Source organism: Candidatus Saganbacteria bacterium (assembly GCA_016223245.1).
Lineage (GTDB): Bacteria > Margulisbacteria > WOR-1 > XYC2-FULL-46-14 > XYC2-FULL-37-10 > JACRPL01.
Genome location: JACRPL010000023.1, coordinates 1 through 17,752, shown reverse-complemented (window position 1 = coordinate 17,752; position 17,752 = coordinate 1). Strand labels below are relative to the sequence as shown.

Here is a 17,752-nt window from a genome sequence, read left to right as displayed (position 1 = left end):
GACGTCCCGAAGGGACAGTGGGGGTGGCTATAACTTTAAAGAAGCAAGAGGTTTTAGGCGAAGGGCGGAGAATTCTTTCCTTTGAAACTTATAGTATGCCGCACAAGCGATCATAGCGGCGTTGTCTGTTGAGAATTCGAATGAAGGTATCAAGCATGAAAGGCCTTCTTCCGCGCATCGTATTGTAAGATATTCTCTTAATTGCGAATTTGCCGATACGCCTCCCGCTAAAGATACGGTATTAATATGTAGATCCCTTGCCGCCTGTATTAGCTTTTCAACCAAAGTGACAATTACGGTATTCTGAAAAGAAGAGCAGATATCTCTAATGTGATGTGCGTCCAGCGACTGAGATGTGGGAAACGAAGCGCGTTTCGCGGTGCGCGTTACGTAATTTACTACAGCTGTTTTAATTCCCGAAAAAGAAAAATCGTATCCATATTGGTCCTCGACCATCGGCTTTTTGAATTTTACAGAAAGTGGATTTCCTTCTTTTGCCAATCTATCTATTATAGGCCCGCCGGGATAACCTAGATTCAGAACTCGAGCGACTTTGTCAAAAGCTTCTCCGGCAGCATCGTCCCTTGTTCTTCCAATGGTTTCATATTTTCCATGATTTTTTACATGCACGATCATTGTGTGGCCGCCGGAAACCAAGAGGCATAGGAAAGGGAAGCTAGATTTGGGTGAGGAGGCGAGTTTGGATGCTGGGTGTTGGAAGTTGGATGTTAACAAATTGGCGTATATGTGTCCTTCAAGATGATTGACGCCGATGAGAGGCTTTTTAATCGACCAAGCTAGAGCTTTTGCCGCGCAGAGGCCGACTATTAACGATCCAATAAGTCCAGGTCCATAGGTGACAGCGACTGCATCTAATTTATCAAATGGGATATTTGCTTTATCAATCGCTTCTTGAATGACAGGACTTATAAGTTCTACATGTTTGCGGGCGGCGATCTCGGGGACAATTCCACCGTATTTTTTATGGAATTCGGTTTGAGTTGCCACGACGTTGGACAGGATCTCCGACCCGTTTTTTAAAACGGAGGCAGCGGTTTCGTCGCATGAGGTTTCTATGGCTAGGATGTGCATGAAATAATTATATCACGCTGTAAACTAGTGTCGCGAATTGATCGAATTTCCGGAATTGCACAAATAATTGACTTTGATATCTTCTTTTGATAGGATTTAAGTATGCAAAAACTCTCGACCGGCCAGAAAAAAATGCTTGCAACTTTTTTTGTGAATGGGGCGGTCGCTTGGCTCTCGGCCGGCATTATTACGCCATTTTTTATTTCAAAAAAATTTGGGGAATTTATCGCTTTTGGCTTTTGGGGGTTATTGTTGGCATTGTTTTTCCTTGTTGTTTCGCTGGGAATTACCAAGGGGGTCCAATCATGATTTCCCAAGACTTGCTAAATATGTTTTCTGTTGCTTCAATAATTAGCGCAATCTTAATACTTGTTGTTTACTTCATGTTTATTAAAGGGAGGTTGTAATATGTTGACTCCGCTTGTTGTTGCAGGCATTATCGCAACCATTATTTCCGGAATAGTCGCATTCAACCTTTATCTTCATCAAGGAAAATAATAATTATTCCGCTTTACCCTGCGCCTAAGCCTTTTCCTGTGCCTTTGTTCTAGCCTGATAGCCTTTTCAATCCGTCTCGCGAATTGATCAAATTTCTTTATTATCGTTTAGGAAGGATTAGAGCTTGCTTTTTAGCGGATATTTTTCTGGATTTTCAAGGGAATCAATTTCCAGGTCAATATCAAGCTTTGGCCAATAAAGATGGAAACCATGAAGCAGTTTGACGTTTTGGATCGAGCTTACAGATTGGTTTTTGAAGTAGGGATAGTCCCTGTATTTAAGAAAGTACTCTTTTTCTTTCGCGAGAAGCCATATGCCAAAAGAAGTAATATTTTCAACGCTTACCGAAATGTCTTTTCCATTCTTTGATGATCTCATCTTTTTGCCCCTCTACGATCTTTTGTATTTCATTTAACTTTTTAGCATTTAACTTGTAATAAGTTGCAAGTGAAACTATTGGCTCCACCCATAGCTTTGCTTCGCCATCTTCACATTCCACATGAACATGCATTCTCATCTCTTCGTTTGAGAGAAAATAAAATCTATATCCCTTTATTCGAAATACTGTAGGGTTCAATGTGGCTTCACCTTGATTCCTTATGGTTAATTTTATCATATGGGTATTTGGTTGGGAAGCGGGAGATGGAGACCATCAGGCGATCAGAGAATCAGTCCCGCCTCGCGAAATGATCGGATTACTTCAGGGAAATGCCTTTATTTTTTATTTCCTGTTGGATAAAAGCATTGTCAGTTGATGAATAGTCTTTGAAGCTAAAGACCAATGGCTGGAAATCAAGCTTATATTTTGAGACTTTTGCAAGCATTTTTGACATTAACGATAGCCTGTTCTTATCGGTAGCGGTTTTTGAAAATATTGCCAAATCAATATCGCTTTCGAGGCTTTCTTTGCCCTTTGCAAATGAGCCATACAGGATCACCTTATCCAAACTGCAAATGGATTGGATATCCTGCAAAAACAAGTTCAATGATCGTTTTATATTATTTGGGATTTCAGCCATTGGAAAACTTCCTTTGAATAGTTTAATAATGTAAGGTCGAACAACAATAAAGGGCGTTTGTTCCCGCGCCTAAGCCTTTTCCTGTGCCTTTGTTCTAGCCTGATATGCTGATAAACTTTCCTATGCGGGACTATTTCTTCGTTCTTTCTTTGGAACGGAGGAAAGGTCGGAAACAGAAAAAGTCTCTACTTTTCAGGGGCTATTTTGGTCCAGAAACTAGGGGGCTTGACCGGGTCTAAGCAGTGGGGGTCAGGTAATAGCGTAAATTATTAACTTATGATATTATATTGTTGATATGGGAAAATATAAAATAAAGAAATTAATACTAAGGGCAATTGAAGAGAATAATTTGAAAGAAGACATTAAAAGCATCCGTCTTTTTGGGTCCTATTCGTATGGCAAACCAAACAAAGACAGCGATGTCGATCTGTTGGTGGAATTTTCCCCGAAATCAAAAGTAGGCTTCTTTCGGCTGGTAAACATCCAAAATATTATTGAAAAATATGTCGGGAAAAAAATTGACTTACAAACACCCGATGCTTTAAGCAAATATTTTAGAAGTGATGTTTTTAAAAAAGCGGAACCTGTTTATGGGAAATAATCAAGTTTATTTAAGCCATATTTTTGAAGCAATTGAAAAGATCGAGCAATACTTGTCGGGAAAATCACAGGAAATTCTGTTTCAGGATGATATGAGGCTAGACGCCGTTGTTAGGGAGCTTGAAATTATCGGCGAAGCGGCAAAAAATATAAGTGCGGATTTCTGCAAAAAGAATCCGTCAATACCATGGCAGGATATGGTAGGCATGCGAAATCGGTTGATACATGAATATTTTGGTGTAGACAGAAAAGTAGTTTGGGATACCTGTAAAACAGATCTTCCTATACTGAAAAAACTTCTTTCTCCCATTATTTGACTTTTTTGTTGATCCTTCCACTGATATCCTGGCATTCTAATAAACTTTTCAATGCAAAACCCCCAAATTTAATGTACAGGTTCTATTGTAAGTCCGAAGCATATTCCGCAGGTTGATATGGCACCTCAGGTTTTGCCTCAATTAACACATCTTCATCAACCCCTATTATCTCGGGGTAACCATTTGATTCATATCTCCCTGGAGTTTCGACTTCTGAATGCCTCTTTTCATAATGTTCTGCCTCTGCTGGTTGATATGATATCTCCTTAGTACTCATCGGTAAATATTTACATATTAATTTAGCTGATTTTTCTGCCGGCAAACGCACATTCCTTGCCAATGCCTCCCATAAATTACTTCCTTTTTGATCAAGCATTTCATGATTATCAGTTAACGACAAAATATTTTTTTCAGGAGTTCTACTATTTTGCACAATTGCAGTTACGACCAAAGCTTCTTTATCCGCACTCAAAATGCTCAATAGATTTTCAGGGGTATGGGAATTTCCGGCAACGGCAATTCTAACCGCAACCCAAGTGCTTTGTGCCATTTTCCCTAAAAGATCTGCTAACGGCGTTTCTTTTGCCCTCTCCTCCAACACGTTTCTAGCATGAGGGAACTCTTTGGAAAGCCTATCTAAATCTTCATAAGGAACATTACGATTGTTTACAACCCTACTTCTCACTCGTTTTATTGGATTACTTGCTAGTTCCCTTAATTCTTCAGGGTCGGTTGCGTCAGATGCTCTTTGCAATAGCAATGAAACCGTGGGATTTATTATAAATCCTTGGAATATTCTTCTTCCATCATAATTTTCCATCTTTGCAAGAACAGATATTGGAGTGTTTGGATTTGATGCAATGGCACAAAGCACATCTTCCGAAGGGCTCATTCCTGTGGTAAGGATTTTCAATAATGTTGATTCTTCAAGTATACTATTTGTTATTGTCGCAACTCCAACTCTATCGTAAGTAAGAATGATAAGCTAATTTCTCAAGCACATTGTGAGGAGTTCTCTCACATCTTGCCACTTCCGATCTTACACCTTCAAGAGGATGCGTCGAAAAAGCTCTCAATTCTTCTGGAGTAGCTTCTTTGATCTTTTCACGAATTTCTGCCACTTGATTGTTCAATTCTAAATTTTTTAGATATTCATATTCAACTTGTCTTACTATGTAAGTTCCAATTACAATGGCGCCGGTTATTGTCGCCATCAATCCAGCGGGACATGTTAGTAGACCCAATTCCATTCCAAATTGTGCTAATTGGTTCTGCGCATAAACAAAAGGAGCGGCTTCTCCCGCAGCCGTAGCTGTTAAGCTTGAATAAAAAACCAATCTACTTGAAGCAATGAATCTTCCAATCCTATTAGGGACAGTCATATGAACACTATTCCTTACAGCAAAAGTCGTTAACAATCCCATTTTAGTCCTCCATATTAATATTTACTCCGACCGTTCTCTCTTAAAGGTCTCTGAAAAATCAACCCATTTTCCCATGGATTATCTTTTTCTTTTTGGCCTCACATATATATCGACAGCCCCCCGAAAATTTCACTTTGGAGTAAACTATTTTTTGTTGCTCGCAATCCTTTGATGCGCAAGGAATACAGAGAAGGCTGTTTTTGACATATTCTCCTGAAGTAGTAAACTATTGATATAGGAGGAATCTAATGCTTAAAACGTCTGCTAAAGAAAAAACATTCTTTGACGATTTCATTCAAGCAGAAGTATTTTGAGGAGCTGATTGCGGCTGCAGGTCTGGTCTACGACGCTGTCAAGCGCAGCTCTTCCCTCAACAACAATATTGAAGTGAAAAAGGAAATGGAACTCCTGGACAGGATATTAGAAGAAAGAAAGGACGAGTGTTTTGATGAGGAAGGGAAAAAGCAAAAGAAAGAAGATGAAAAAAAGATTGTCGGCAAAATGATCAATCCTTCGGATCCAGACGCAAGTTGGGGAGCCAAGAGTGACAAAAAGTTCTTTGCCGGATACAAAGTTGAGTCCAATCTTGACCACAAGTATGGGATCATAACTGCTATTGAAGCGGACAAGGCTGGCCACCCGGAAGAAAAATCTGCTGCTCCTCTATTGGAACAGCAAAAAGAAAACTTAGGAATAGTTCCTCTCCACTTCACTGCCGACGCCAAATATGACTTCGGCAATACAAGGACGGAGCTGAAAGCTCTTGGCGTTTCAAATCTTTACATCCCTCTGGTGCCAACCAAGAACAAAGAGAGAGGCCTTGTATGGGATAATTTCTACTTTGAATGCGGACACCTTTTTTGCCCGGCAGGATATCCTGCCGAGCGCAGGTTTGAGGAATATGAGCTCGTGATGAAAGGAGAACGCTATAAGATCGAGCCGAGGCAGGCAGATTTAAAAAACAACCATGGGCTAAAAAGGGCAAGATACCGAGGATTGTCTAGGGTCAGAATTCAGGCCTATCTTGCAGCCATGGCTTCTAATCTCAAAAAATGGTTCAAGAAAATTATGGGCGCGCTTAAAGATGGCACGCTAAAAACGCTTAGCCTGCTGGCGGCCTTGGCGCCGCCCAAGGGAGGGGTGTGTCCTGATGATGGTTAATTATTCAGAATGACTCAAAAATCTTAGGAAAGGAGGGAAAAAGAAAAGAGAAAAACAAAAAAGGACTGAAATTCAGCCCCTAAAATCTCTTTAAATCATCATTGTTTTTGACTTGCTAATTTTTCGGAGCTCTCGACATAGGCAGTATACTTGTTTTTCTGATCGAATGTGCTCAATTGAATTCAATTTTAGGAGGGAATCTATGATATCTGCAGCAAGATTTTTCGGTGGAATAAAACAAAGCTTCGGATTTGTAAAATTATTTGATAATAAGCTAAGTACTCTTACGACAAGTCGAACAAGATTGATGAATCTTGGTTTTTCTGCACTTCTTGTAACGGCCCCGACCTTGGGATGTATGTCCGTTAAGCCAGAATGTGAAAACGGAAAGCCTTTAGTAATAGATTCAGAAGAAGCAATTCTATTTGATTGTCCGAATCCTTCAAGTTTTAGAGTGATTAATGGTGGAACGGTACATTTTTCATCTCAATACATAAAAATTACTACCTCGTTGTTTGAAGTTGACGAAAGATCGAAAATTATTGTTGAAGCATTGAGTTGTGGTCCGGGTGATGGCGCGAATGGCTCTGGTGGTGGAGATAGCGCTGCTGGGTCTGGTGGAGCGGGCGGCAGCCATATTGGCGTTGGTGGCATAGGAGGAAAATCTTATGGCTTAATCGATAGTTTTGGAATTGAAGCTGGGTCTTGCGGTGGAAAGGGTGGCGGCATAAATGACCCCGCAGGTTACGGTGGTAATGCTATTGAGATAGTCGCTGCAAATGCAGATTTATCTGGGTCTATTTTGGCTGAGGGAGAAAATGGGGGAAGGGGATATTATGATGACGGTGGAAGCTCTGCATACATGGTTAATATTTCTTTTCCACCAATATCGCCAGAAATAAATTTATAGCCCAAAACAATATTTTATGGGCTGTTTTTTTATATTTTTAGCCTTGTGTGACAAATAAATCAAATCGTAATTTTAAAATCTGTAGACTCCATTTATACTGCCAGAATTATTATCTATGTGTTCATTGGCTGCCGGCTTTTCCGCTTTAAATTTGGAGCCTTCTAGATTTACCTCAAAGCTTTGACCGTTGTCAAAATAATGTCTCCAGCCAGCTTTGGCATTCCCATATAATTCGGTTCTGAAAGCTTGTTGAGAAAGGCCTGGCGCTGTTCTTTGTAGATAAAATTCGAATAGGAAGCTATTTCTTGACCCAAGTTCATATTCACCTCTAACATTCAGGAATGGGTATAGGCTATACAGAGGCTCATTTCCATTCACAGGCCAGAATCCGTTCCCGAAATAACGGAGTGGATCATACCCGCCGCCAACACCAACCCTTGTTGATAATAACAATGGCTTACCAAATAAATTAAATCTTGGCAAGCCGAATAATCCTGGTACATCGATATTTGCGGAGAGAACTCCTGTGATAGATACTCTTTCTGAGTCATCAGGCTTTCTTCCTGTTTCAATTCTTACCTTGGATGTTGGGTCGTTTTCCAATATCTCTTTTTGAATTTGTTTTGCATTCTCTATAAGCGGAGATGTAGTACTACTAGCTAACACTGCTATTCTAGGTTGGAAGCTAAGCGTCAGCCATGGAGCTGATTTTGCCAATGGTTTACCTGCGAACTCGCCTTCAGCTCTTAAAGTTAGAGATTGGAAAGCTGCATTATTGATGGATCTATTATATTGCCCAGGATTTTCCGCAATGCTGTATGTCGCCGTTGTAGATTCCGCTCCAACACGAATTCTTTTGAGAACGCTATAATCGGGATGCCAATCTACATCAGCGGATACGGTATGCTGTCTATTAACATTCAATCCAGACTGTCGTTTTTTCTTATCTGCGAGAATTCTTGGAAATTCTTTTCCGAGACTTCCGATGTAATTTACTCGGAGATCAAAAGCATTTGTTATTATATTGATAATTGATCTAACAAAAGGCGTCCATCCGGTTTTATGGCTATGAGTAGAACCGCTTTTATAATCTTCGCTTAAGCGTGTAAATCCAAATTGGACGGTAGTCAGCTTGTCAATTTGCCTTCTCTTTATATTCCTTGTGGTCTCTTCCAGATTCTTCACTGCATCTATGTCTGATTTTCTGTAAGCATCAAGAAGAATACCCTTTAGGCTATCTGGAATTTCCAGTTTCTCAATATCGATTTTTTTAGTTGTAGGCTTAAATACGAAATAATCTTCATCCAGATCCCTAAGTAGATCTTTCACCTTCTCAGCCTCAGCGTCAGAAACGGCTGATTTTTTGATCTCCGCAAGAATGTCCGATTTTCTAATGGCACCGCCAGCTTCTTTTTCACTATCAATAGTTCCCTTTAAAATGTCATAGATCTTATCTAGGTCGCCGGCTTCGACGGTCGCGTCTAATTTGAATCCTTCTTTTTTCGCATCATAAAATTTCTTTTGAATATTGCCCGCTTTATCAATATATTCGGCTCTGATCAAAGCGTTAAGGATTGCAGCTTTTTTATCTTTAAAATCTTTAAATTGTTCGTCGATAACTCGTGTGGAGGCCAAAGCTGCAGTTGCTTCGCCAATTTTAGCATTAGCTATATCGAATTGTTTCTGCATGGCGTAGTTTGTCGCGAGCCCGCCAAATAGCTGTCCCAATACTTTTTTGCTATCGCGCCTGCTTTCATCGCTTTCATCGGTATCATCTTTATCGTCTTTAAATATCTTACCCGATTTGTCCAATAGCTCGATCCCAAGTTCATAAAATTTTCTTGCCTCGTCATATCCTTCTTCTTTGTCAAATAAACGATAAGTTTCGGCAACGCCGTGGCACGCTTTTGCCATAAGGCGTCTGCGCAGATATTTGTCATCTAGTCCCCTTGCTAAGAGGCCGGCGACTTTGTAGAATGATAACGCCATCCTCCTGCGGTGCTCTTTTGCGTTTTCATCATCAGCTATTAATTCTTTAGCGTCGTTAATATCCGAATTATAGTTATATATATTTCCAATAGTTAATAATGTCTGGATCAGGGCGACATCTTTTTTGTCTTTTAATTTAGCGAGTTCGCCCTTGTAATCAACAGAAAATGCTTTGATGCTTGTCCCGGAAAGAGCCAAAGCATTGTCGAGATTTTTTAAAGCCTTATCGGAGTCTCCCTTCTTTTCATAAATGAAAGCAAGCCCCCTGTAAATACGAGATAATGATCCTGTATCTGTCTTTGGCGCGCGATCGAAAGCCCTTTTAAATAATTCTTCAGCTTTATCAAGAAGCCCCAAGTTGTAACATGAAACTTCAGCCATGCGCGCGAGAAGATTCGCAATTTCTAAAGCTTCATTTTTTAAAGTTTCTTTCCCATCATTAGCTTTTAACAAGCCTTCAATCGCTTGGAATTCCTTAAATCCTTCATCATAAAGTTCAGCACTAAGAAGGGCGCCGATATAGCGCATTCTTAAGATCAATTTGCTCGCGTCGAATTCTTTGAGCATATCTTCGTCCAACAAACTTTTCCTATTCTCAAGCACGAATTTGAGAGCTCCGCCGTAAAAGCCCGTGATGCTTGTATCATCTTTCCCTTTTAATAATGCACGATAGAGGGCTATAAGCATCGTTAGTTCCGGGGTATTTTTGCCTTTCGCGTCCGATAGGGTGGATAGCGCCCAAAGGAGGGCGTTCGTGAATTTATACTTGTTCTCGCTTGTCGAATCCTTGACTAATTCGAAGATCGTTTCAAGATCATGTTTTGCCTCTGCTGCCGCGGCTTCCATTTTTGTGTTGTCTTTCCCTTTTTGCGCCAAGGCAAGGATCGCTTCGGTTTTGCCTAATGTGGCTGTTAATAAATAAGGGATCATTTTTTTATCTTTCGGATCGATCATTGACAAGGCTTTTTCGTACGCCTCTTTTGTTTCTTCCGCATTTTCTTGCGATGAAAGGACTTGCGCTTTGCCGATGTATGCTTTGGTCAAGGCGAGTTTGCCTAATGCATCTTTTGGATCGCCGATCTCTTTTATAGCGCTATTAAAAGCTTTTAGGGCATCTTCCAGATATTTTTCGTTTCCTTTGGACGCAGTTTGGTAGAGGCCGGCGACCAATAGATAAATATCAGTTCTTGTTAAGGGGGTATCATCTTGAGTCTTAAAATCAGCAATGATATCCGCCGAGAATTCAAGAAGCTTTTCGCCCATTTTTGCGGCTTTGGCATATTCGATAGATCCTTTTCCCCCACCTTTAACTTTTTCGATCAAAAATCCTTTCAAAGAATGGAGCCATGCCAGAAGTTGATATGCTTGGAATGAGCTTTTTAAAACTTCCGGATCATCGGATTTGATCTCGGCAATTTCTTTGACCATCTTTTCAAGGTTCATAAAATTCAGGACTTTGAGTTCTTCAAATATGCTGGGTTTGTCGAATAGTGCAAGCGCATCGCGGTATATTATAGCTTTATCCTTTTTATCTTTTGCGGCAGTAATTTTAACTTTAAGATCGTTGGCAAACATCTCCGCCATAAGCAGGGTGAACGAGTTTTTCAGCTTTTCCATGCTAAGTCCCGCACCTTTTAGCGCTTCTGCCGAAAGGAGGTTCTCCCTGTTTTTAATTATCAGGTCAAGGATATTATTTAATGCCGGCGCCTTATTGGTATTGGCGCCATTTAATAAGGCATAATAAAGCGCAAAAACTTCATTGTATTGTTTCCCCTCGCTATAGGCCCAAGCCAGGATCTTTATATTGCCCAGGGCTTCGGGATAATTCTTTCTGCTTAGAGATGAAGCGATATTTTCTTTTAAAAATTTAATAATTTCGTTAGATCTTCCCAGCCGAATCAATGCCGTAGACCAAATTCTTATTACTTCAATCTTCCCATTCTCAAGAGCGGCAATCAGACCCTCTTCCGTTTCTTTCTCTAAAGCTCTTTCTATTGCGCTTAATATTGTTATGCAATCGTCTCCCACCTGCTTTGCGTTATCACCAGAAACTTTAATGCCTCTAAGTTTAATTTCTAATGCGATCAGCGCATAATTTGAAAATTCATGTAGGTGTTTAAATCTGGCTTCTTCTTTTGTTTTGCCGAAGCTAGCCAATAATTTTATTTTAATGTCTTGCCTAAGCGCAGGAGCATCAAAAACAAAATCATGTATGCCTAGCAGCTTATTGTAAATAAATCCCGCAAAATTTAGATAATTTTGGCCTTTTATTTTCACATCTGATTTGCTTTCTTTTTCATTCAAATATGATCTGCCTATCGCGGCATATATTTGCGCCAAGGTGGAAAAATTTTCAAAAGTCGGCTTGCGAATTACTAAATCTTCAAATATAGGTTGATAGTGTTTATATTCACCTATGGCGGCATCATGAAATAATTTTGCATTTTCTTTCTCGCCATGTTTCTTTAATAGATCCGAGATATTGTCTAATACAATCCCAATAGTGTAATATTTGATCTTGCCGTCAAATGTGAGTTTTGGCGCAGAGGATAGGGCTAATTTTTCTGGCAATAGTCTTCCTGATTTGCTTGAATAAATAGCCGCAAGTGTTTTTAAATCGCCAATAACGCCTTCGATAGCTTTCTCATTGTTTTTTTTAGCATTTATTCTTATCCAAAGCCCTTTTATATATAATTCGCCAAACCCATATTTTTTGCAATAGCCTATGGCTTTGTCCAAAAGCGCAGTGTCATGATATTTCTTGGCTAAGCCCATCATCGCATCGGCGACTCCATTTCGTATTCCCCCTTTCTTGCCGGTTTTCTTGTCTGGCATACTGTTTTTATCGATCTGATCTGCACCTACTTCATCCTCAACTAGCGCCAGAGCTTTTGTTAGGGCTTCTTTTTCCCCAGCTCTTGCTATATCTATATAAGTCCATGCAAGCCAGGCTATAGTTTTTAATTCTTTTCTATCTATTAATGCGTCAGCGGCTTTAGCTTTCTCAAGCGCTGTATTTATATCTTTGGCCTTGATTAATCGATTTGCCCATTTTAGCAGGAACAATATTTTTGTTTCTATAACACTTTTTTTTATTTCATCGCTTAATTTGACATCTATTTTGTCGAGTATGCCTTCGACGACAGGGCATGTATCTGCTGTACATATCAATTTGGGGTCATCATTTTTTTTTATTTCCGGTTTGCCGAAGGCTTTGAAGTTGGCCAAATTAAGGAGATGCCATGCCTTATCTTTGCGAGCTTGAGCCTTGTCCGCTGGCGATAAATCGGGATCGTTTATTTTGGCTTCATCTTCTTTGATGAGAGTCTCAAAATCTTTTTTAACAAATTTAAATAGCTTATCGAGTCTATTAAACAAGGCCTGTTTTTCGCGGGGACTTAAGCTACGGCTCGAAATAAACTTTTTTTCTTCTTCTGTTCTCGCCTGGATGTTTTCAGAGGTTACTTTTCCGGTCGCTATTTCTGCTTCTAGCAAGCCAACTTTTGCATATGGCGCGCAGTCTGACCATCTGCCGGCGGTGTCTTGAGATAAGGCTTGTTTATATAAGGAAATCGCCTCGCTATATTTTTTGAGTCCTTTAAGTGCATCGGCTTTCAAAGACAAATATTTTGCATAAGGAAAATCAAAGCCATTTTTGTCATCGTTAGACTTTTTACAAATCTTTTGCAAAAATGTTGTATCAATTCCAAGCCTTCTTGCCAAGTTTTCAACTTTTGTATCTTTTATTGTAAACCCAGTGGCTCCTTCTAAAGCAGTTAATACTTCGTATGCTGCCGAATGATTCCTATCTCTTGCTAATGCTTCGGCATATCTAATTAAGATCTTTGCTGCATTGGCTTTGAATGTACTGGCATCCCCCTTAGTAGGAGAATCTATTAGACATTCTATAATATCTAAGTCGAGCTTGAACTGCTTTACTGTTTCATCGTATCTATTTGCATCATATTGAAGGGTACCGAGGGCAGAATTTATGTTATTTATTCCGGTGCAGGTGAAATTGTTTAATATTGAAATATCATTTGTCATATTTTTCTCTCAATTCGCCGAACATCTCATCTCTCTTTTCATCACCAGTAGGTAAATTAACGATATTTTTTATGGTGGTAGTTTTTTCAGGTTGGTCTGATAATAATGATTCATATTCTTTTTTCTCGCTTGCCACATCTTTTGGTTCAGCGGCCAAACCTAACGATTTTCGATAGGCTTTTATAGCTTCTACGGGTTGAGCCCCCAGTCTATATAAGTCTCCAACAATCCCAAAAAACTTCGATCTTTCTGATGGAGGCATTATCCCGGATCGAACTTCTTTATCTCTTAACGACCTTAACAATTGCGCGCGTAAGCTGTCCGATTGGGCCACAGTTGGATTGTAATGTTCGTCCAGCAATTCACGAGTAAAATCCCTAGCGGCAACATCGCCATCTAAGTCTTTTATCATCCAAATAGCCGCCTCATAGAATTCCCTCATGGCTGCAAACCATTTAGGAGAAAGTGGTGCTTCATCCAAGGATGTCCCACACTCTCTAATCGCTGCTTCTGCGGCCGTTCTTGCAGCGATAATACTCTTAGGATCGGCCGTATTTTTAAGATGTTCTGCTATGCCATTTGCCGCCAATAACACATCTATTTCTTTGGTAGCTGGTCTTCCAGCATATTCTTTTAAGGTAGCGTTTAATTCTTCCGCTCTTTCAATGTTTTCTGCAATTGCTTCGTATTTTCCGGCTTCAAATAGGCTAGTTTCGCCGGAATTGAACAATTTTGAGACAGCGCTATCTTTTGTACTAATGCCTGCAACCGAGTCTATTTTTGCCTTAAGAGCAGCTTTTAGGGTTTCCGCCTTTTGTTTTGCTTCTGGCGACGAATCTCCTATCAGTTTTGCGAGTTCAGGAAGAATGGTATTTCTTATGTCCTGTTCGATAGCTTTTAATTGAGGTAGGGCAGCATCTGGAACGATATCTATCTCAGAAGGGACAGCTAATCTAGTGCGGAGCAATTGTAGCTGTGCCACGTCTTTTCTAGCTTTTTCGTATTCACCCTTATCTAAAAAATAAACAATTCGTTCAAAGCTTGTTCTCAATCTGCCGGATGGGATCTTGTCTAATAGACCGGTTGCTTCGGCAATAGGATCAACCGATGCCCCATCTTTTTTCTGTAGGGTGAGGATCCTTATTTTCTCGACAGTCAATTGAACATATCCTGGATCCTCGAAAGGATTGGATTTTTTAGACTTGGATAATTTATTAATTCTTTCCATTTCATCCGAGATGATTGTTAAAGCTTCGGCATATTTCTTTGCAGCCTTATAACAATTTGAAAGCCCAAGAGCTTTCTTTGATCTTGCTTCTTGCCTGATCTGTGGATCTTTGATAGATCCGAAAGCCTTATCAATTGCGCTATCTTCGTAAATGGCGGTTGCTTCGTTAAGTTTTTTCCCGTCTTTCGAAGCTTCGTAAGCTTGGAATAAGATCAAAGCTTTTTGCATAAGCAGATCTGCTTTTAACTCGGGTTGCATTTTTGGATCTAATTGTGCGGCTTTTGAATGTGCTTTAAGCGCAAGATCTATCTCATCAATAGCCGCTTTATATTCTGCAGGGTGTCGCTGATTGTCGTTTGTCCTTACGGCATAGTCTGCATTTCTTCTGTGTAATTCTGCAAGTAAACTATGCGCGCCAAATGACAAACTTGGAATTCCAGCTTTAAGGGCGATATTTAGTTCTTCTATTGCTTTTCCATCATTTTTGTCATAATAAGCCCTATTAAATGTTGATGCCAGTGCTTGCGCAAGACCTAAATGCAAATATGGATTTGAAGGGTTTTTATTTATTATCTCACCAAATAGTTTAACGGCTGCTTCTGCCGGCATATTTGCGCCTTCAATTGCTCCAAAAATATCCGCAACAGCTGTTGCAGATTCTTTGGGGTGTTTTTCCGCAGAAGCATTTTCGAGAATTATTCGGAATTGGTTTATAGCTTCAGAATAAAATGTCGATCCTTTTAATTCTTCGGCAGCCAGCAATCTGACTCTTAAAGTTCTCGAATCCCCACCCCCTCTTATTCCGCCTAATACATTCTTTTCGTCATATAGCCATACCAATCTTTTAATCAAGTCAAGTTCCGCGCGTTCTTCGGGATCAATTATAAATCCGTGTCCTCCGGCCCATAGTGGCAAATACTCCGTGTGGATCAAATAACCTCTCCTATGATTGGATCGCAAGACTTGTCCTTCTTTTCCCGGGCTGCTGTCTGATCCATCAAATAGCGAAACTGCGAACCTTCCGAATCCATGCTCAATTATTCTTGCTGCGATCCATGCGGTTGTTTGGTTGTAGTATCTTTTTCCCGAATCCGGATCGTTTCCTGTTGCAAAGGTTCCGTCGGCTCTTGCAATACCCAGGAATTGTTTTATCAAAGTTCGATAACGCATGTCATATGCTTTGGCGGCGTCGGCAGATTTATCTGCCGACATTGGCTGTGCCGCGGCATAAGCTAAGGTGGCATATGCAGCCAGGGCCGTTTCAGAATTTTTGATCTCTCTCTTGGGATCGCCATCCTTTCTATCGGGATCTATAAGAGCTGGAACATCTTTTATCTTATCCATCATTTCACGGGCAAGTTTTATACAGTCATCGGGATCGGTAAGGTGTGTTGCATCCAGAGCTATTCTCCAAAGTGTGCGAATTCCATCTAATCCCATTGTATATTGTCTATTTGGGTGAGTGAAAAGTTCTGGCACAGTCGAATTAGCCGGCCAAGAAACAACAACCCAGTCGGGTACTTCGGCAAAAGCAACTTTTGGCACATCTGAGCCTGTTCCTGTTTTTAAGACAGAGGCCTCTATTGCTGCCCTTCTTAATTTTATACTGGTTTTCATTAAGAGACTCCAATCATGTTTTGAATTGCTGTCGAACCTATTAAACGCCTCATGCATGAAAGGGGAAACGTATGACGCATTAAAAGTAGCCCCCGTAGATACAGTCGCTCCGCCCCAATCTTCCGATGGCTTCAATATTGCTGTATGCCCGTCGTATTGCACTGTACCGTCCCAGAGCCTGTTTAAATATTGTTGGGCCCTTATTTTATATGTGCTATTGCTTTCTGTCCCCCAAATTGAGTGTGCCTGAATTAACGCAAAAGTGATATCTTGATCAGCATCCGATGCTGATGTTCTTTCCGCATCGGAATCAATTTTAAGTCCTCTAGTTTTTGGATCTATGTGGGCTTTGAAAGCAGGCAACCCTCGGCCCTCAAGTTTTGTTAAGCCTGAAAGCAATTCGTCAAATGTTTTCTTGTCATGTTGTTGGACCGACATTAATAACCCGTATGCCATGCTTTCCGAAAGGATTCGCCTGTCTATTGAAGGATCGACCACAAATCTTGCGCCATCAATTGTTGTTTCTGTGAAATTTGCATTCCAGTAAGCCCAAGCTTTTTCAAGTGCGGGGGAGAAGGGGGTAGTTTTTTGGGAGTACTCTGCGCGCGGAGGGTCTGCTGGTTTGAAAAATCTATATGTCCCGTAGATTAATCCGCCGGAAAGGGCCCAGGGAACGCTTAAGATTGCTAATGCTCTAGTCCATTTTCTAAAATCTTGCAGTAAACCAGTATGGGTCTTTTCGGTTTTTAGAAGCTGAAGAGCTTCGTTATAATCTGTTTTTATTTGAGCTCTTAAGTTTGCCTGCAACATCCATCTGGCGCTTGGCGTTGCGGCATTAGCCGTTCTAAGTTCTTCCATTGTCTCTAAAACTTTCTTTAATGAGGCCAATGCGCGAATTATGTTTAAGTTTTCATGTGTATTTACTTCCGGCATATTCCGAAATTCTTCCACAATCTCTGTTAATGCAATAAGCGCGCTTGGGGCTCCGAGATTTGCCAGGATGCTTGCAACCCTTTGGTAGAATTCTTTTGATTGTTCCGATATGCTATCTGTCCTAGTAAATAGACCATTTTGCTGATGCGTAAGCAATGAAGCCTGTAACTCCACTTGTTTTGCCGCAGCGGAATATTTTATTTGACCAAAAAAGGCTCCGATTGTTTCTGCTACTGTTGGGACTAAGACCTCAAGAAATGAAGAGTGGCTTGCTATCTTTCCTGCTGAATATGATATCAGCTCAGCGAATTCACGAATTCGTATGGTTTCACTTTCTGCAAGATAGCCGGTTTCTCTTCGTTCCCAGATTGAGTCTGCCGCACGAATCATGATTCCCGTTTTCTTTGTTTCTGATTCGAAAGGTTTTAGGGCATCTGACTGAAAGCCAAAAGATAGGGCGGCGGAGAAATCACTTAGCTTCGTTTTAGTTAATATACCGCTCAAGTGGAATTCACGAAGATCACCCAAGGATTGAAATTTGCCTCTGAATTCGTTTTTAATTATCCCTTCCGCTTCAAGAATTCGAACAACTTGAGGTTCTGCGAGGCTATCTCTTGCTGACGTGTTTCTAAGTTCGCCTAACAATTGCTTTCTGTTTAATCCATTTCCCAAAAAGATCCTTCCGCCGACTCTGCTGACGAGCGGCGAAAATCTCTTTTGAAAGAATGTTAATTTGACTTCAGGAACGGCCATTATACTAGCCCCCTCTTTACATATATATCTATATCGTCAGATCCAAACCGAAATTTCACTTTTACAAAATAATCCTTAGGAAGTTCTACGGACATGGTGACCCCCCTCAGTTTATTAAAATAGGGTATATCAGCGAAGAATATGCTAAAAAGATACAGCAAATA

13 protein-coding genes are annotated in these 17,752 nt (G+C 40.4%); 5 read left to right on the top strand and 8 right to left on the bottom strand.

The features are described from left to right. Positions 1-27: 27 nt before the first annotated feature. Positions 28-1,092, bottom strand: a complete 1,065-nt coding sequence (gene tsaD, locus HZC34_08205) for a tRNA (adenosine(37)-N6)-threonylcarbamoyltransferase complex transferase subunit TsaD (protein MBI5701803.1) — start codon at positions 1,090-1,092, stop codon at positions 28-30. Positions 1,093-1,194: 102 nt separating this feature from the next. Here tsaD and HZC34_08200 point away from each other — a divergent pair, with 102 nt between their 5' ends. Further along, positions 1,195-1,401, top strand: a complete 207-nt coding sequence (locus tag HZC34_08200) for a hypothetical protein (protein MBI5701802.1) — start codon at positions 1,195-1,197, stop codon at positions 1,399-1,401. A 306-nt stretch (positions 1,402-1,707) separates the two neighbouring features. Here HZC34_08200 and HZC34_08195 read toward each other — a convergent pair whose 3' ends face one another. The 3 genes from HZC34_08195 to HZC34_08185 form a co-directional block, all read right to left on the bottom strand. After that, positions 1,708-1,968, bottom strand: a complete 261-nt coding sequence (locus tag HZC34_08195) for a DUF2442 domain-containing protein (GenBank protein MBI5701801.1) — start codon at positions 1,966-1,968, stop codon at positions 1,708-1,710. Further along, positions 1,925-2,167: a DUF4160 domain-containing protein gene (locus HZC34_08190; GenBank protein ID MBI5701800.1), complete on the bottom strand. Its 243-nt coding sequence runs from the start codon at positions 2,165-2,167 to the stop codon at positions 1,925-1,927. Before HZC34_08190 ends, HZC34_08195 begins: the two co-directional genes overlap by 44 nt. Positions 2,168-2,285: 118 nt before the next feature. Further along, positions 2,286-2,609 carry a nucleotidyltransferase domain-containing protein gene (locus tag HZC34_08185; protein ID MBI5701799.1) on the bottom strand — a complete coding sequence of 108 codons (324 nt, stop codon included), beginning with the start codon at positions 2,607-2,609 and terminating at the stop codon, positions 2,286-2,288. A gap of 295 nt (positions 2,610-2,904) precedes the next feature. Between HZC34_08185 and HZC34_08180 the strand changes: the two genes are divergently transcribed. Together HZC34_08180 and HZC34_08175 are read left to right on the top strand one after the other, a co-directional pair. Beyond that, entirely contained in the window at positions 2,905-3,210 is a 306-nt protein-coding gene (locus HZC34_08180; GenBank protein MBI5701798.1) for a nucleotidyltransferase domain-containing protein, read from the top strand. Next, positions 3,200-3,526: a DUF86 domain-containing protein gene (locus tag HZC34_08175; GenBank protein ID MBI5701797.1), complete on the top strand. Its 327-nt coding sequence runs from the start codon at positions 3,200-3,202 to the stop codon at positions 3,524-3,526. Before HZC34_08180 ends, HZC34_08175 begins: the two co-directional genes overlap by 11 nt. Positions 3,527-3,608: 82 nt before the next feature. On the opposite strand, the gene HZC34_08170 is transcribed toward HZC34_08175, so the two are convergent. Together HZC34_08170 and HZC34_08165 are read right to left on the bottom strand one after the other, a co-directional pair. After that, complete coding sequence (locus tag HZC34_08170) at positions 3,609-4,439, bottom strand: hypothetical protein (protein ID MBI5701796.1); 831 nt, start codon at positions 4,437-4,439, stop codon at positions 3,609-3,611. 49 nt (positions 4,440-4,488) lie between these two features. Next, positions 4,489-4,950 (bottom strand): hypothetical protein, encoded by a 462-nt coding sequence (locus HZC34_08165; GenBank protein ID MBI5701795.1) that lies wholly within the window; start codon positions 4,948-4,950, stop codon positions 4,489-4,491. 387 nt (positions 4,951-5,337) lie between these two features. Here HZC34_08165 and HZC34_08160 point away from each other — a divergent pair, with 387 nt between their 5' ends. After that, positions 5,338-6,111, top strand: coding sequence for a transposase (locus tag HZC34_08160; GenBank protein ID MBI5701794.1), 774 nt, complete (start codon positions 5,338-5,340; stop codon positions 6,109-6,111). Positions 6,112-6,313: 202 nt separating this feature from the next. Further along, positions 6,314-7,021 (top strand): hypothetical protein, encoded by a 708-nt coding sequence (locus HZC34_08155; protein MBI5701793.1) that lies wholly within the window; start codon positions 6,314-6,316, stop codon positions 7,019-7,021. 72 nt (positions 7,022-7,093) lie between these two features. Here the strand turns inward: HZC34_08155 and HZC34_08150 are convergent, their stop codons facing one another. Both HZC34_08150 and HZC34_08145 read right to left on the bottom strand, forming a co-directional pair. Beyond that, positions 7,094-13,057, bottom strand: coding sequence for a tetratricopeptide repeat protein (locus tag HZC34_08150; protein ID MBI5701792.1), 5,964 nt, complete (start codon positions 13,055-13,057; stop codon positions 7,094-7,096). Beyond that, positions 13,047-17,588 carry a hypothetical protein gene (locus tag HZC34_08145; protein ID MBI5701791.1) on the bottom strand — a complete coding sequence of 1,514 codons (4,542 nt, stop codon included), beginning with the start codon at positions 17,586-17,588 and terminating at the stop codon, positions 13,047-13,049. Before HZC34_08145 ends, HZC34_08150 begins: the two co-directional genes overlap by 11 nt. Positions 17,589-17,752: the final 164 nt, after the last annotated feature.

Bases quoted from the DNA above. Each gene is read 5' to 3' on its own strand.
- HZC34_08145 (MBI5701791.1), bottom strand. From the start codon at position 17,588: ATGGCCGTTCCTGAAGTCAAATTAACATTCTTTCAAAAGAGATTTTCG.
- tsaD (MBI5701803.1), bottom strand. From the start codon at position 1,092: ATGCACATCCTAGCCATAGAAACCTCATGCGACGAAACCGCTGCCTCC.
- HZC34_08165 (MBI5701795.1), bottom strand. From the start codon at position 4,950: ATGGGATTGTTAACGACTTTTGCTGTAAGGAATAGTGTTCATATGACT.
- HZC34_08195 (MBI5701801.1), bottom strand. From the start codon at position 1,968: ATGAGATCATCAAAGAATGGAAAAGACATTTCGGTAAGCGTTGAAAAT.
- HZC34_08155 (MBI5701793.1), top strand. From the start codon at position 6,314: ATGATATCTGCAGCAAGATTTTTCGGTGGAATAAAACAAAGCTTCGGA.
- HZC34_08150 (MBI5701792.1), bottom strand. From the start codon at position 13,057: ATGACAAATGATATTTCAATATTAAACAATTTCACCTGCACCGGAATA.
- HZC34_08200 (MBI5701802.1), top strand. From the start codon at position 1,195: ATGCAAAAACTCTCGACCGGCCAGAAAAAAATGCTTGCAACTTTTTTT.
- HZC34_08185 (MBI5701799.1), bottom strand. From the start codon at position 2,609: ATGGCTGAAATCCCAAATAATATAAAACGATCATTGAACTTGTTTTTG.
- HZC34_08180 (MBI5701798.1), top strand. From the start codon at position 2,905: ATGGGAAAATATAAAATAAAGAAATTAATACTAAGGGCAATTGAAGAG.
- HZC34_08175 (MBI5701797.1), top strand. From the start codon at position 3,200: ATGGGAAATAATCAAGTTTATTTAAGCCATATTTTTGAAGCAATTGAA.